We start from the raw sequence: 15,420 nt of genomic DNA, 5'->3' as shown, positions 1-15,420 counted from the left end.
CAGTCGATCCGGCCGTTCATCGCGGTGCCCCGGGCTCGGGATGACGCTCGCGGAACCGCCGGTACGCCTTCGCGATCTCGGGAAGGTCGTTGTCAACGGCCTTGCGTCGGCGGACGATCCGCCGGATCGTCTCGACCCCGTTGCGGCGAACGTTTTCAACCTCCTCCGTCGCCTCGGTGATGACCTCGCCGTCGGGGCGTCGCTTGTACACCGGGTTGCCCCGACGGTCGAACCCAACCTTCTCGGCCACGGCCATAAAGACCGGATAATCCACCTGGTGGCCCAAGTCGGCGGCCAGCCGCTCGCGCTCGGTCTTCTTCTTCAGGAACAGCAGCGAGGTGAGGATATTGACCTCCGCCTCGACCACAAACGTCTCCACGGGCAGCTCGACGCTGGCCAGAATCCAGCAGTTGTCCAGGATCCAGCGCCGGATGCCCTCGTCGGACGGGCCGGGGTTGGACAGGATCCCGTTGGGAAGTACGATGCCGACCTTGCCGCCGGGTCGGACCCACTCCACGGCCCGCTGGATGAACAGCTGCTCCGGCGACATCGCCGAGACCCGACCGCCGGGGGTGGCCTCGACCATCCCGGTCTCGCGGTTGCGCGACCATGGCTGGGCCACGCCGCTGCGGTATTGGTCGAGGATCTCCCCGTCCTCAATCTTGATGTCGGTGCCGAAGGGCGGGTTGGTCATCAGGATGTCGACGACCGGCTTGTCGAGCGGCAGGCGCCTCCGCGCCTCATCCACACCTAGCAGGTGTCCCTTTGGGAAGGCCAGTGAGTCCATGTGGAAGACGTTGCCCGTCACCCCGGTGAGCAGCATGATGCTCATGCGCGTGGCTCGGACCAGGAACGGGTCGAAGTCCGCCCCGTACAGGTGGTCCGCGACGTACGCCGCCAGCCGCTCCTGGTGGGTCTCCAGCTGCTCCTCGGTGTCGGGCAGCCCGGCGGTTCCCTCCTCGTCCTGCCACTTCTTGAGCAGGTGCCGCAGGGTGGCCCGCAGGAACCCACCCGTCCCGCAGGCGGGGTCGAAGACGATGTCGCCCTCCTGCGGATCGAGGATCTCCACCATCAGCTCGACCGCGCCACGAGGCGTGAAGTACTGGCCGCGGTCACCCCGTAGGTTGTCGCCTACCAACTCCTGGTAGGCGATGCCCTTAACGTCGATGTCCGTGCCGCCGAGGTCGTAGGAGGACAGTTCACCCACGATGAACGCGAGCGCCCGGGGGGACAGCGTGATCTCGTCTCGCTCGGTGAAGGTCTCGTACCGCCGCTTCACATCTGCGAACAGGGCGAGTATGCGATCGTGGATCGCCTGCCGTCCGTCGTTAGTGAACGGCTCCTGCGGCAGCGCGTAGAAGCGGCGCGGCACGCCCAGACGACGGCTCTCCCGCTCGTCGTGCACCTTGGCAAAGATGACGTAGAGGAACTGCCAGAAGGCGGCGTCCTTGGGAAGCCCCTCGTTGCCGTGCACGTAGTTGTGGCAGCGCCGGAAGACCGTCTTGAGCATGGCGGCCTCGCCACGCCGCAGGCGTACCGCCGTGCCGAACGTACCGCTGACGCTGTCGATGGCGATCGGCCAGTCGGCGCGCGGCTCAAAGCTCACCCCGAAACGGGTCGACTCACGGTACAGGAAAAAGAAGTCAAGCCCGTTGGTCCACATGCCGTACTGAGCCTGCGGGGTCTGGTCCTGCCCGAGCAGGTCCTGCAGCGCTTCGAGGTCTTTCTGTGCCTGCTCGTGGGTCCGGATCTTAGTGACCGCTCGGCCGCTCTTCGGTTCCGGCTTGCACACCACCACCCGCTGCAGGTTGCCCAGGGTGTGCTCGCGTCCAGGAGCGAACACCGCGATATCCGCCCGCTTAGTACTCCGGCGGCGGCCGTCGATCGACACCGGGATGGGGAAGTCCCGCTCCATGTCGTCGACAGATATTCCGTACTCGAGGAACAGCGCGCGGGCGATCCGTTGCCGGACCTCCTCGTTGCCGCGCAGCTTGACCGGCCGGTCGGTGATGTAGTCGATAACCTCGTCTTCGGCCAGCGACCCGGCCGTGGCTGCTGAACTGGCCTCCACCTCGTCGACCTCATCGATATCGGCGGCAGCCAGCTCCGTACCCACGTCCGTGTCATCCGTCATCGTCTTACGCTCAGCCCTCTCGCTCCACGTGCCACGCCACATCCTCGGCGCGCGGCAGCCCCCCATCGTGCCCGAACCCTAGGCGCGATCCAGATCGGGGTCCCCTGCCACGCCCGGGCACCGTCATACCAGGGGCATGTGACACTCCCCGCAGCCGCATGCACGCTTTGATCGGTTTGCCACATTTGCTCATTAAAGCGAGCTTCGTCATCTAAATTATTTTCGACACATTGTCGATGGTTGCCTGTAGACCCAGTCTCCCAACCTGCCCCCTAAACCGGGGCTCGCACCGGGCCGCCGACTGATCGTGAGATGCCGGCCCAGTGCTTTGGTTGGTACCAGCGCTGGCTCCCGCAGCCGCCGCAGTCAAGCACGCTCACGATCGCCGCGCCTTGTCAGCGGGGAAACAGCGCGCCGCCAGGTTGCCGGAGACGTTCGCCCACTGTCGATGGGACTGTCGTTACCAGCGCTTAGGCTCGCACGGTGAGCATGAACGGCAACAGGCTGCGCGTTTCGTCGGACGAACTGGAGCAGGCGAGAACTGACCTCGGCAAGTCAAGTAGCACTCGCGCGTCCGTCGCGGCTGCCACGCTCTGGTGCCACGCCACGAAGCCCCGACGCTGCGCCAGGGCTTCGTGGGTTGGCGATCAGATGCCTTCCTCGGTCACCTCGATGCCGTACGCCTCGGCCCACTGGACAATCTCGGACTGCCGGCTGGAACTCCAGTACCCTCGGCGGATCCGACCGTCCCGCGTCAGCTGGCCCATCTCTGGTACGCCGAACGCCTGGCCCAGCTCGTCGAGCAGCAGTGCCCCAGCTTCGATGAGAGCTGGGCCGGGCTGCGCCAGGTCGTCGACGGCGGCAGCGGCTTCGGCCGGATCGGCCCTGACCTGGTACTGCTCGCCAGTGCGGGTCTCCCCCATGCCGTAGAACCGGGTGTGGCCGATCGTGGTCGGCCGCGATTCTCCAACCGGATGCAGCTGGGCCCGGATCAGGGCGGTGCCGCCGGCCGCCGCCCGGTCGCGCGCGTGCCGACCGAGCTGGAGAAGTCCGGAGACGATACCTGCGGCGATCCCCTCGTCGGTGACCACCTGGTGCCCAGAGTCGTCAGGCTCGCCCCCGCGCTGCGCCGTTGCTCTCCGCGACCCTAGGTTGGAGATCCCCAACGCGAAGGCCCCGGAGCCGTCCGTGTGCAGCTCCAGCGAGACGAACCGGGACTCGGCTGCGTAGTTGCTCGTCCCGTCAGCCAGGAGTCGCCTGCGTCCGACACGCGTCCGATGGATCCCGACGCCCTCGTCGGTGATGGTCGGCCTGCGCCTGATCTCCATCTCCCAGGCCCTGAACGCGTCCTGGAGGATCATGTCGCCGGGCAGGTCGGGCACCAGCGACACAATCACCCAGGCGTAGTTGTCGTCCATGGCGAGCCTGCTGATCGCCTCCCGCTCGACCTCGACGATCCGCTGGTCCTGCCGCTGCGCGCTGGCGAACCGGTTGCGATAGGCGGTGGCGACCTCGGGCTCGGACAGGTAGCGAGTCGTGGCACCGTTGCGTACGGGGAAGCGCAGGCCGTCGTTGATCAGCACGGCGTGTGGCGCACCAGGGCTGCGGGGTACCGCCACGACGATAAAGCCCTGCTGGGTGTCGTCGTCGCCGACGCCGGTTGTCGGCTCGGGCACGGTGAGGATATCTACTGCCGGCATCGGCGCGACGAGCGACGCGATCGACTGGCGCATCCGGGCCACCTCGGCATCGGAGATGGCGACACCCGGCGCCTTCGTCGCACGGGCTTGGTCGTCCTCCTCGACTCCCAGGACAATCACCCCTCCCCCGGTGTTCGCCAGGGCCGCGACATCGCCGGCGAGCGCCCGCTTCTCCTGGTCCTTCCCGCCGTACAGCGTCTGCTTGAAGTCCAGGTCGAAGGCCTCCTGCACGCCCGCAGTCACCAGTGCGTGGATGTGGTGCGAGGCGAGGGTGTCCAGCGCCGTGCCGAAGATGGACTCCAGGCGGCGAGATCGAAGGGCAACCATACGTACTTCCTGCCGGGGAGGAGGCTAAGGGACTGCGAGCTATTCTGCCTGGCGCGACCACCCACTGGATCGACAACCTCGACCCCGCCCTCGCGCTGAGCCCGCAGTGGCCGACACCCGAGGCGCGGTCGGCGTGGGAGGCGTTCGCGAACCCTTCATTGACCCGCCGAGCACGCCGGTGGCGCCGGCAGACCGTGGTTGTACCGGATGTCGTCTGGTACGCGGCGGCACCGGATCCCGAAAGGTGGCTACGGGTGACCGACACGTACCCAGGAGGAATCAACATCTGGTCGACGGGGTTCGACCTGCTGGGCGAGGCGACGGTTCGCCTGGTGCCGCAGCGGCACGGGGTGCTGCGCGCCCGGCGCATGCCCGTCGGTACCGGGATCGTGCTGCACTATCAGGGCCCCGAGGAGGTGTCGCCCTCGCCGGCGCGCGCGCCGCTGCCCCCGTGAGACCGGCGGCTGCGCCGCCTGCGGCCGTCCGGTCCGTGCCAGCACCGAGTGACTTGGTGCTGGGCAGCGTCTGCTGTATTCGGCGGAGCTGGTCGTGGCGCGTGCCATTCCGGATACCGTGATCCGCCCACGGTGCTGGCCATTGAACGCCCGCTCCTTATTGCTCCCAGAAGCCGGTTGGCTCGTCACGGTCTTCGCTGCACGGCGGGTCCCATGACCGGCGCGGCAGCCGCTTGCCGAGGACGACGGTCCAGTCGGCCTTCCGGGGGCTGTGGTATCGGCCGGGGATGACGTACATGTCGAACCCGCATGGTTCGCTGGCGGCCTGTTTCGTGGCACGCAAGGTCCGGTCGGCGTAGCTGACGCCGACTTCGACGCCGCTTTCGAACCACGACGCCTCGTGGCCTTCTCGATACACGTCATCGAATGTGTACCGCCGTGGCAGCAGCGGCTCGACGACGCCGTCGGCGAGGTCGTCGTAGTCGATCGGCAGGGCGAAGACACCGACGTCCATCCGGTTCGCGAGCCAGCGGACCTCGTTTGCTATGCGGCCTTCCCCGTCCATCTCGGCCTGCCGCAGCTGCTGCTCCCTGCGGCCGATCCACACCCAAAGGGTCGCTACGAACCCGTTGTCCTGGTCGACACGCATCCGCTGTTTCATCTCGTCCACCGGGATCGGGCTGTCCTGGACCTCGACAGCGATGCAGCATCCGTCCGGCATAGCCACGGCGAGGTCCACACGGCGTTCCCACCCGAATGTCTCCTCGGCCCGCACGGTGTACCCGAGGTCTCGGAACCGTTGTGACAGGATCCGTTTCGCGGCCAGGTGATCGGGACCCTCATGCCCGGACGCGGGGCAGTCCGCCCCATCCGCGTGCGCGAAATGCGCGACCTTCACCCGGCTCGGTTTCAGCACCGCCGGGCGGCCGCAGACCGGGCATCGGTAGTCGGCTGTCCGGTCAAGGTCCCGTTCCGCTTCCACGAGGAAGTCGCCAGCGCGGGCAACGAACATCAGCGAAACCTCTTCGCACGCAGGACAGCTCTAACCGCGCCCGGCCACCGCCGAGTGGATCGGCCTGTCATGGTCGCATGGTGCCGCAATCGCGCCGGGGTGTCACCTGGCCGGGAGTGGCGGGTCAGCCGGTGAGACGGGCCTTCCGATAGGGCCGCGTTCGCCGTCACGGTGCCCCAGCGTCGAGTCGGGCCAGCTGGGCCAGCGCGTGCGCGTCGGCACCGAACCGGATCTTCAACGTCGTGACGGCGGCCGGCGTGTGCGGCGTGATCCCGAACCGCAAGTGCAGGTCGACCCACGCCGTCAGGGCGTCCGGGTTTTCGACGCCGGGCATCAACTGACGGTACGACGCCCATGCGGCCTCCCACCGGTTCTGGTTGAGCTGCGCGACGATCAAGCCCCATGCGGCGTCGTCGTCGGGGCCGTCGCGCACCGCGGCCCGGCAGCATGCTTCGACGCCGGGCCAGTCGGCGAGCATCACCCGACGTTCGATCATCCGGTGGTGCAGCTGGCGGCGCTGCTCGGCGGGCAGATCAGGGCAGGAAAGCAGCTGCGCGGCACACGCCTCGGCGCCGTCGAGGTCGCCTCGCGCCGCCAGGATGTTGACCTTGTAATGCAACGCTTTTAGGGTGCCGTACGTGCGCCAGGCCTGATCGCAGACGTCAACGGCCTCGTCGAAACGGCCCGCGTCGCGCAGCACCTCCGAAAGGAGCTCCGCGCTGGCCGGCGACGGCCGCGCAGGTCCTGCATCAACCGGGTCACAGACGCGGGCTCAAGCCAATCGACACTCTCCTGGATCTCCCAAATCTTCATTCGTGCTCGCGGCTGGGCCGCAAGCTCACGCAGCAACGCGACCCGATACCGGGTAAGGGTTCCGCGCCCCACCAGCCCGGCGAACAGACCGAGGATTGGCAGTGCCCGATCAACGTAAGGCAGCGGTGTCAAATCCTCCGATACCCGAAGATCAGGGGTCCAGCCCTCACTTGGCCGCTCGGCGCTGACGTCGCCGTCGACCACGGTATGTGGATCAGCCATAGGCAGAGAGTAGAAGCTCGGGACCGCCATGCACCATGCCCCAGAGGCAGCCCACGGGCAGGGATCGATCGTCGTGACGGCGGCGCCCCATGCCTTGTTCACCAGCACAACCTGCCAGGCTGGCTCGCGGCATCCTCTGACGAGGGCCTTGGTGCTCGAATCGCCCGACTGCCGTGATTAACGCCAGCGGACTGCTTGTCCGACTCGACCGCGAAGATCCTTCGTAGAAATATCGGCGTGTCGGACAACCAGCGTGACGATCTCGAGGATCCCCTGACTCGATGGCTCAACGGGCAGCCGCAGGCCAACCCGCAGCTGCCTACCAAACGGCGGCGTGGTCTGCGGTTTGCGTTCTACGGTCGGATGTCGACCGTCGAGCACCAGGACCGGGTGACCTCCCGGCACTGGCAACGGGACTGCGCCACTGAACTCGTCGCCGCTCACGGGGTGATCGTCGCCGAATACTTCGATGTCGGCTGCTCTCGACGCCGCAATTGGCGGCAGCGCCCGCAGGCCGCCGCGCTGCTGGCCGCGCTCGACGACCCAGATCGCGGGTTCGACGCGATCGTGGTCGGCGAGTACGAGCGGGCGTTCTCCGCCAATCAGCTGCAGCACCTGGCACCCGTGCTCGAACAGCACGCTGTGCAGCTATGGCTGCCCGAGACGGACGGGCCTGTCGATCACCACAACCCGACCCACCAGGCGCTGATCCTGATGCTGGGCACCCAGTCGAAACGCGAGGTTCAGCGCGCCCGGTTCCGGGTCGTCACGGCAATGCGGGCCCAAGCGCGGGAGCAGGGACGGTATCTCGGAGGCCGGCCGCCCTACGGCTACCGACTCACGACGCCGGCCGTCATCCAAACGCCGCCCAAGCGCGCTGGGGTCGCCGGCTTCAACGCCTCGAACCGGATCCGGCCACGGCCGTACACGTGCGGTGGATGTTCGCTCAACGCCTGGACGGCCAGAGTCTCGCCAGCATGGCGCGCGCCCTCAACGACGCCGGGATACCGTGCCCGTCGGGCATCGATCCCGACCGCAATCCACACCGCAGTGGCGACCGGTGGACCCTACGAACGGTCGCGGCGATACTCGCCAACCCTCGCTACACGCGTCGGCAGGTCTGGAACCGGCAACCCGCGCACAACGACGCCGACGCTAGCCGCTCGGAGCGAGAACCGATCCGACGGAACCCGACCGTGGACTGGGTGGTCTCCAAGCAACAGGCCCACACCGCGCTGGTCAGCGAGCAGGACTTCGTCGCCGCCCAAACCATCCGCTCCCACCGCAGCGCCCACGACGGCACCACCCGCCACTACCTGTTCACCGGCCTACTGCGCTGCGGACCATGCGGCCGAAGATTGGAATCTCACTGGATCAACCAACGCCCCGGCTACCGATGCCGCCACGGCCATACCAGCACTCAACAGCCCACCGACCGCCGACGCAAGATCCTCTACCTCAGGGAAGACCACATCATCGCAAGACTCGCCGACCATCCCCGCCTGCCCAGCGGGATCCAGACCCCACATGACCTGGTCGCACTCCTGCACAAGAGGAAGATCACCATCGTCTGCGACCAGGGGCATTGCACACCAACAACAAAAAGATCCGCGCAGGCCAACCTGCGCGGATCATGATCAATATGTGGTGATGATGTGTCCGAGGGGCGACACGACCCATTGCCCCACCACCGATGACGCTCGGCGCGACTTTGAAGCTCGTGAGAGCCTAGTTGGTGGTGAGCTCTTCGGTGTGAAGCAGGACGCTGCACCAGCTCTGACGTGCAGAAACGAGAAGCCGCAGGTGGACGCGGGTGCAGTTGAGCGGCGTTGCGTGCTGTTGGATGCAGTTCAACGCCGTTCAGCGCATCCGGCTGCTCCCCACGTGCTCCCCGATCGCCGGCGCGTGACCGCGGCGTCGCCCGACGCCTTGACCTTCGCACCGGCGCGTCTCCTCAGGAACAGCACCAGGGCTGGCCCTTACCCACTGTGACCGGCGCGGTTAGACACCGCGCGCGGTCGGCGGCATGACAGTGCATTCAATCTTGCGTGACGGCTGACGTTGGCGAGCAATGAGGTGAGCCGAGGTCACTACCGTGGCGTGCATGGAGTCGCCCACTCAAGCACTGCCCATGTCGGATCTGCAGGCCCTGTTCTCAGAGGCCAGCTACCGAGCGTGATTGCCTCAGTCGGTCAGCATGCACGGAGGGCGGCAGATGAGTGCATATGATCATGAAGACGCCGATTACGGCGAGTTCGGAGACTTGGCCTTCTGCGGGTAAATCGTCTGGTGACGGGCCAGCATGGCAACGAACTCGCCAATCTTCCGCTCGCGGGTCTGCGCCCGTTTGACGGCATTGACGCGGTAGATGAGAGCGAACCGGTTGGCCTTGGTGAGTACGTCGAACATGGCCTGGGCGGCGGGGTCGGCAGCGATGGCGGCGAGTAAGTCGGCGGGTACCTCGGCTTCCGACGGCGGGGCGTAGGCCGCCGCCCACCGCCCGTCCGCCTTCGCGGCTTCCACCGCGACGCGGCCTGGGGGCAGCATTCGCCCCTGCGCCTCCAAGCGGGCCACGTGGGCGACGTTACGTTGTGACCAGGAACTGCGGGGCCTGCGAGGGGTGTACCGGATCCAGGAGGTTTCCTGATCCCGTTTACGGGCCTGCCCGTCGATCCAGCCGAAACACAGGGCCTCGTCGACCGCCTGCTGCCAGGTCAGCGTCGTGACTGTGCCGCCCTTCTTGGTCAGGGCGAGCCAGACACCGGGCGACGTGGCGTGGTTGGCCGACAACCACGCGCCCAGCGCGTCGGCGTCCGCGACGATCAACTCATCCAGTTCGGCACTCGCCATGACGACAGGCTATCGCTGCGCCGTTGCCGCAGCCTCTGCCTGTGGACCGGCCCGACTCGCCGGGCTGCCGGCGCGCCGGTCGCTCGGCGGAGCGTCGGGGGCAGGACCTCGATGCTCAGGACGTGGGACGCCGATCTGTTTGTACTCCAAGCCTCCGGCCAAGCCACGGGATATCTCTTCGCGATCAGCCAGAGTCAGCATTGCACGCACGGCGCAACATCCTGTCCCACCGAACCACAGGATCAAATGCTACGACCGGCTGAACCTGCCAACCCCTACGGCGGCCTGGAATGACTCTTCCTCGGCCCGGGTCAGCCAGCCCTCCCACCGGTTCTGCATCGGCCGGACCAGGCCGCCACCGACACCCACGATGAGCACACCGGCGACGGTCGCCAGGACAGCGATCAGGATCGGGGTGGTGACCGTGGCGGCCACCCCGATCTGCTTGAGCGCGGAGATCACGCCAAGGGCCAGGATGAACACCGAGGCGATGCTCGCCAGCACCCGGCCGTAGGACAGGCCGCCCAGGGCGGCCGAGATGAAGGTCCTTGACCGCCTTGGCGATCGCTGCTGCGACCACGACGATGACGATCGCGACGGACGCCTTCGGCAGCCAGGACACGACGCCACGGATCAGGACAGAGATCGGGTTCGGGCCCAGATCCCGTCCCGACGGGTGTCTGGGCGGCGGCCTTCCGGGTCTCAACTCGCGGCGGTGCTGGGTGCCGGCTGGCACATCCCGCCGCTGTTGTCGGACCCGACAGTTACCCTCCCGCAAGCCCAACTCAGGAAAGGTAGGAGTGCGACATGACGCCAGCAGACATCCTCGTGCGGGTCCTCGGAGCGGCGATCGGCACGGTCGTCGGCTCGCTGCTGGCACCGGTCGGCCGGCAGCTCGGGGTACCCGCGAAGGTCACCGCCGCGGCGGGCATGTTCGCCGGCCAGGAAATTGCCGTGCGTATCGTTCGGACGTTGTGAGGGGTCGCGATCCCACCGCGCCCGCACCGACGGTGGAGCCGAGGATCCCGGGCAGACCGGGACCTCGGCTCCGCGCATTGAGGGGGCACGGCAGGGGGCTGAACCACTCCCCGCCCGGCGGGGGCAGCAGGCGCGGCCCGGAAGCGGCCCTGCCTGAGCCATGCAACGAGTGTGGCAGGGCAACTCGCCCCGGGGGGTAACAACACCGACGGTATGGCGTGGAACCGCTACCGGGCAGGTAGCGCGGGTCCGCGGGATTGTCGGTCGCGCACGTCAGAATGTCTCTCATGCCTGATGACATTCGATTGGTCCTGCTGGGCGAGCCGAGCGACCTGGACTTCACCGAACTGGAGCCCGTCACATCTCCGCTGACTCTCAAGCCGCTAAGGCGCATCTCGGTTGAGATGCGTGTTGGCGCCGGGCTGCACGACCAGCTCCGCGAGAGGCTGAACGCGAGCCGCCTCGGCAATCTGGAGGTCCAGCCCGTCGAGGATGCCGATGGTGGGCTGTGGGCCGTGGAGGAACACCACGCCTACCAAGACAATGGACCCTGGGAGCACAGCTTGACCTTCCGTCAGCATGACGCCGTCGAGGTGCGAAAGCTGGAGTTCGCTGACCTGTCGCTCGTACCCGAGAAGGCCAAGGTCGATCGCCTCAGCTTGCTCCAGGACGAGGGCTTCATGGTGGAGGCACTGGTCACGGTTGACGCCGAGCAGCACGGCAAGCTCACTCGGCTGATCACCGAGCAGTACGACGCCAACGACCCGGAAACGTTGGACCTGGACAAGCAGTACCTGCCCGTCCGTCTGGTCGGTGTCCGGGACGAGCCGTTGTCGATGCGCTTCGGTGGCCGCTGCCCTTGGCAGAGCACCGACAACGGTGGTGCCCGCTATCTTCTGGTGCTGGTCACCGAGGAGGGCGATCCGAGGCAACGCAGCATGGTCGGCATGGGCTGGCAGCCGAGGGCAGAGGCCCTGACCCGGAATTCGGTGATCCACGAGGCCCGCATCGACGCTCTCATCGCGGAGCTTCAGCGGGCGGGCGTCCTGTCGGCTGAGGCCGTTGCACGGATCGCCGAGGCCGCGGCCGCCAAGCCGACGCCGGAGCGGTGGCGCGAGTACATGCGCACGCAGTATCTGGACGACTTCTTCCCGGGCGACGACGACTAGCTAGGGCGTGGCGCGCCGAGGATGCGACAGGGGCGGGACCACCCTCCGGGGGTCGGGGAGGGGCCGGGCGCCCGCCCCTGTTGCATGTGGATGCTCGCACCGCATCCGATGTACATGCGCCGCCTGGCCATGCACCGTTACATCCGGTTCGCACCGTTGCTTCGGGTTGCGGCTTACACCTACAGTGATCGATTGACCGCTTGGCTTCGACCGCCGCCCCCTGGAGTCCCGTGTCCGCCACCTCCACCCCGCCGGATAGCCCGTTCTCTCCGAGGGGTAGTGTGCGCAGCCGCGCGTGGCAGGTGCCGATCGACCAGGCGGTTGCGGCGGCTACATCTGCCGGTTTCCGCGTCACCACCCGAAGCGGCCCGACCCGCGTCTACGTCAAGCGGGACTGGCGCGCGGCGGCCCGTATCACGCCGACCCACGGTGGTGTCGTCGTGAAGCCGGCGTGGACCGGTGAGCAGGCAGCCCTGGTCGCCGCCGTGCTGATTCTGCTGTGCCTGTGCGGGGGCGTGCTCTAGCCGGCACCCGTGCCCCGCGGCGGTCAAGCTCAGCAGGTCGCGGCAAAGGGCGGGGTCGCCCTCGGGCGATTGGAGGGTGGGCAGCCCCGCCCTTGCCGCGTGGAGCGCTGACACCGCGCGTCCGGTATACATGCGCCGGTCGGGGTCGCAGCGTTACATTTGATCGTCCTTGCGTAGGGTCATGTCCCGTAGCGCGTCCTGCGGCGCTGCTCGACGCAGGTAGTCGCGCCGCATCTGACGGCGGCGCTGACGACATCGGCGGCATGCCCACGGCAGCGGCCACCAATGGCCGCAGACCCAACATCGCCACATGCCCATATAGGCAGGTGTGGAGAGTGTTGCCGCCGTGCGTCCCTGCGCCATCGCTGCCGGATCCTGTTCGACCCGTGGCCTGTTGTGGCGGTCAGCGCGTGCCGGATGTCAGGGCGTTCAGGACGCCGGTCACCGCGAGTACCCGCTTCACCTGGGCGGCGGGGTTGACCACAGCGAAAGTGCGACCTGTAGCCCTCGCCGAGTTCCGCGACTTGATGAGCGCGGTGATGACGGTGGAGTCGATGAATGTCACTCGGGCGAGGTCGACCTGCACCCCGCTGCCTGCATCAACCTCAACCACCTCCTGCAGCAACCTGTGCAACTCCTCGGCACCGTTGATGTCGATCTCGCCGGACAGCGCGACAGTCCTCGCGTCACCGTCGGCACGGACCTGATACTGCCAGTTCTGCTCCGGATTCACGCCTGCTCACCCTTCATCGGCAGATCAGTCCACCCTATCCCTTTCAGAGGTTGAGCTGTCCGGAGCGACAAGTGTCGATTGCGCGGTGAGGCAGGCGCTCACCGAGGCAGTGACTCCGGCAGGCCCTGCAACCACCATCAGCGTGCCGGTTAGCTGATGCGCCAACCACAGCCCTCGGCCGCCCGGGACGTCCGCCGCCGGCATCTCGACGAGCAGGTCACCCATGCCGGCACCGTGATCGGTCACCTCACACACCAACACGTCAGCGCGCAGGGATAGCTCCAACTGGCCTGCCCCACCGCCGTGGCGCACCGCGTTGGTCACCAGTTCATGAACCGCCAGCACGAAGTCGTCTGCGGCATCGCCGGACAACCCGGCCGCCGCGACCTGCGCGGCAAGCAGATGACGCACCTGCGTCACCGTGGCGCCCGTGAACGGCTGCGATAGCAGCATTGGCGGTTGTATGCCGTGTACGCCCAGGCCCACCCCTACGCCCACCCGGTCACCGCCGTCGCTCATACCAGCAGGCTAGCCGCCAACGGCGGATCCGCGACCATTGCTTTCCGACAAGCACTGCAATGATGCAAGGGCATCAAACCTGCCAATTCGCCTCTGCGTGGAAGCCCGGAGATTGAAGGCGTGTTCGTGGTGGAAGCCGGGGTGTCCAGCAGCCACTACGAAACACGCACGCGGACAGGGTCGGGACAAATTGCTTAATACGGCACGCCCTGCGTCACCTCGTATCGATCGCGCTGAGGGTGAATGGCACCGGGGCACCCAGCCACCTGAGCTGTCAGTCGTCGTCTTCACCGCGGCGCTCCTGGGAATACCCGTCGAGCAGGTCCCGCAGGCGGTTCGCGGTGTCCGCGCTGATCCGGCCCCGGTCACCCGCCTCAGCGATCCGCTCGGTCAACTCCCCGATCCGCTTGGCCCGATCCTTCGGCTTGCCCCGATCCAGCTCGGCGAGCTTGTCCCGCAACTCCTCGGCCGTCTTCGGGTCGATCTCGCCCCGGCGCTCCGCGTTGTCGATCACCCCCGCCAGCTGGGCGGCCAACTGCTGCAGGGTGACCGAAGTGATTCCGCCGGTCGGTGGCGCAGCGGTAGTTGACCCGGACGGCGGGCGCGGCGCTTCCGACGTCGGCTGGTCGACGGGCCCGACGCTGGACGGTCCCGCAGCGGGCGGAGTGTCCGATCCGTCGTCGAGGGCGAGTACCCCGACCAGACCCACGACGAGGGTGAGGCCGGCCGCGACGAGCACGCCGAGGAGCCGGTTCGACTGGCGCGATGAGCCGGCTGGAAGTCCCAGTCGTTGCGGCCGTGCCATCGGGGGGCGGTCGATCAGCGTGGGCGGGTGCGCCGGAGCGACGGCCGCCGGGCCGCCCGCAAGCGTGGGCAGGATCGCGGTGGGTGGGTCGGCCGGCTGGCCGGCGCCGAACCGGGTGGCGAGCTGCGCCGCCGTGGGCCGGCGGGCCGGATCGGCGGCCAGGCAGGCGAGCGTGACCTCGGCGATGTCGGTGGGCAGGCCCGGGATCCGCAGCGGCGGCACCGGGCTGTGCCGGCCGTGCACCTCCAGCGCGTCCTCCCAGGTCCGCACGGGCAGCGGCGCCTCCCCGGTGAGGGTGCGGTAGAGCAGCGCACCGAGGGCGTAGACGTCGCTGGCCGGGTCCGGCGGGCCGGCGGCCAGCCGCTCCGGCGCGAAGTAGGCCGGCGTGCCCATCAGCAGTTCACCGGTCTGCCCAGCCAGCGGGTGGTGCGGGCCGGCGAGCGCGGCGATGCCGAAGTCGAGCACCTTGGCGCCGGTCTCGGTGAGCATGATGTTGCCCGGCTTGATGTCCCGGTGCACCACGCCGATGCGGTGCGCGGCGGCCAGCGCCGCAGCGATCTGCCCGGCCACCCGGACCGCCTCCGGCCAGGCCAGCGGCCCGCTGGTGAGCCGGTCGGCCAAGTTGCCTCCGTCGACCAGCTCCATGACCAGGTACGGCACGACTGTACCGCCGGGCAGGGTCGCCTCGGCGTAGTCGTACACCTGGGTGATCTGCGGGTGGGTGAGCCGGGCGGCCGCGCGGGCCTCCCGCTGGATGGCGGCCCGCAGCTGCGGGTCGACGGCGAACTCGCCAGCGAGTGCCTTGATGGCGACGGGCCGGCCGAGCACCTCGTCGTCGGCGCGCCACACCTCCGACATCCCGCCGAGCCCGATGCGCTCGCGCAAGACGTACCGATCGTGCAACCGGAGGGTGGGCATGAACGGCGACATGGTCATCCAGTCTGCCCGCCCGGTGTCACCATCCATCAACCGCCCTGCCGCCGCCGCATTAGCCAGCGGGGAGACAGCGTGCTGTAACCCGAGCAGGGAAGCTCGACTATCGGGCGTCGGTCGCGCAGTGGAAAGCAGAGCTGCTCGCGCGGCGCCCCAAGAGCCGGGCAACCGCAACGACACGATCGTCTACCGGACCAGTGGGATCGAAGGCTTATGGGACGGCCGGCGGATCGGATGCATGACGAA

The 15,420-nt window shown here is 67.9% G+C and carries 13 protein-coding genes and 2 pseudogenes; 6 read left to right on the top strand and 9 right to left on the bottom strand.

Features of this window, described 5'->3' with window-relative positions:
- Nucleotides 1-16 precede the first annotated feature (16 nt).
- Together M8C17_RS19915 and M8C17_RS19910 are read right to left on the bottom strand one after the other, a co-directional pair.
- Nucleotides 17-2,134 (bottom strand): N-6 DNA methylase, encoded by a 2,118-nt coding sequence (locus M8C17_RS19915; protein WP_252418021.1) that lies wholly within the window; start codon nt 2,132-2,134, stop codon nt 17-19.
- A gap of 647 nt (nt 2,135-2,781) precedes the next feature.
- Complete coding sequence (locus tag M8C17_RS19910) at nt 2,782-4,161, bottom strand: helix-turn-helix domain-containing protein (RefSeq protein ID WP_252418020.1); 1,380 nt, start codon at nt 4,159-4,161, stop codon at nt 2,782-2,784.
- 254 nt (nt 4,162-4,415) lie between these two features.
- Here M8C17_RS19910 and M8C17_RS19905 point away from each other — a divergent pair, with 254 nt between their 5' ends.
- Nucleotides 4,416-4,616, top strand: coding sequence for a hypothetical protein (locus tag M8C17_RS19905; protein WP_252418019.1), 201 nt, complete (start codon nt 4,416-4,418; stop codon nt 4,614-4,616).
- A gap of 157 nt (nt 4,617-4,773) precedes the next feature.
- On the opposite strand, the gene M8C17_RS19900 is transcribed toward M8C17_RS19905, so the two are convergent.
- Nucleotides 4,774-5,628, bottom strand: coding sequence for a competence protein CoiA family protein (locus M8C17_RS19900; protein ID WP_252418018.1), 855 nt, complete (start codon nt 5,626-5,628; stop codon nt 4,774-4,776).
- Nucleotides 5,629-5,794: 166 nt separating this feature from the next.
- A complete protein-coding gene (locus M8C17_RS19895) occupies nt 5,795-6,328 on the bottom strand; it encodes a hypothetical protein (RefSeq protein ID WP_252418017.1) in 534 nt (177 codons plus the stop codon).
- Nucleotides 6,329-7,026: 698 nt separating this feature from the next.
- Here M8C17_RS19895 and M8C17_RS19890 point away from each other — a divergent pair.
- Nucleotides 7,027-7,407, top strand: a pseudogene (locus M8C17_RS19890) (recombinase); the annotation flags it as partial.
- Nucleotides 7,408-7,601: 194 nt separating this feature from the next.
- Nucleotides 7,602-8,300 (top strand): recombinase family protein, encoded by a 699-nt coding sequence (locus tag M8C17_RS19885; protein ID WP_252418016.1) that lies wholly within the window; start codon nt 7,602-7,604, stop codon nt 8,298-8,300.
- Between the two features lie 607 nt (nt 8,301-8,907).
- On the opposite strand, the gene M8C17_RS19880 is transcribed toward M8C17_RS19885, so the two are convergent.
- Together M8C17_RS19880 and M8C17_RS19875 are read right to left on the bottom strand one after the other, a co-directional pair.
- Nucleotides 8,908-9,513: a YdeI family protein gene (locus tag M8C17_RS19880; protein WP_252418015.1), complete on the bottom strand. Its 606-nt coding sequence runs from the start codon at nt 9,511-9,513 to the stop codon at nt 8,908-8,910.
- A 264-nt stretch (nt 9,514-9,777) separates the two neighbouring features.
- Nucleotides 9,778-10,171, bottom strand: a pseudogene (locus M8C17_RS19875) (hypothetical protein); the annotation flags it as partial.
- A 149-nt stretch (nt 10,172-10,320) separates the two neighbouring features.
- On the opposite strand from M8C17_RS19875, the gene M8C17_RS19870 reads away from it, so the two are divergent.
- The 3 genes from M8C17_RS19870 (at nt 10,321) to M8C17_RS19860 (ending at nt 12,184) form a co-directional block, all read left to right on the top strand.
- Nucleotides 10,321-10,491: a hypothetical protein gene (locus M8C17_RS19870; RefSeq protein ID WP_252418014.1), complete on the top strand. Its 171-nt coding sequence runs from the start codon at nt 10,321-10,323 to the stop codon at nt 10,489-10,491.
- 287 nt (nt 10,492-10,778) lie between these two features.
- The gene (locus M8C17_RS19865) at nt 10,779-11,660 is read left to right on the top strand and encodes a hypothetical protein (protein WP_252418013.1); all 882 of its coding nucleotides are present in this window, start codon (nt 10,779-10,781) and stop codon (nt 11,658-11,660) included.
- A gap of 281 nt (nt 11,661-11,941) precedes the next feature.
- On the top strand, nt 11,942-12,184 hold the full coding sequence (locus M8C17_RS19860; protein WP_252418012.1) for a hypothetical protein: 243 nt from the start codon (nt 11,942-11,944) through the stop codon (nt 12,182-12,184).
- 403 nt (nt 12,185-12,587) lie between these two features.
- Here the strand turns inward: M8C17_RS19860 and M8C17_RS19855 are convergent, their stop codons facing one another.
- From M8C17_RS19855 to M8C17_RS19845, 3 genes are all read right to left on the bottom strand, one after another.
- The gene (locus M8C17_RS19855; RefSeq protein ID WP_252418011.1) at nt 12,588-12,917 is read right to left on the bottom strand and encodes an STAS domain-containing protein; all 330 of its coding nucleotides are present in this window, start codon (nt 12,915-12,917) and stop codon (nt 12,588-12,590) included.
- A 24-nt stretch (nt 12,918-12,941) separates the two neighbouring features.
- Nucleotides 12,942-13,436 (bottom strand): ATP-binding protein, encoded by a 495-nt coding sequence (locus M8C17_RS19850; protein ID WP_252418010.1) that lies wholly within the window; start codon nt 13,434-13,436, stop codon nt 12,942-12,944.
- Nucleotides 13,437-13,710: 274 nt separating this feature from the next.
- On the bottom strand, nt 13,711-15,177 hold the full coding sequence (locus M8C17_RS19845; protein WP_252418009.1) for a serine/threonine-protein kinase: 1,467 nt from the start codon (nt 15,175-15,177) through the stop codon (nt 13,711-13,713).
- Nucleotides 15,178-15,420: the final 243 nt, after the last annotated feature.

It is taken from the genome of Micromonospora sp. RHAY321, assembly GCF_023896955.1.
GTDB lineage: Bacteria > Actinomycetota > Actinomycetes > Mycobacteriales > Micromonosporaceae > Micromonospora.
This window is presented reverse-complemented; position numbering and strand designations above follow the sequence as displayed.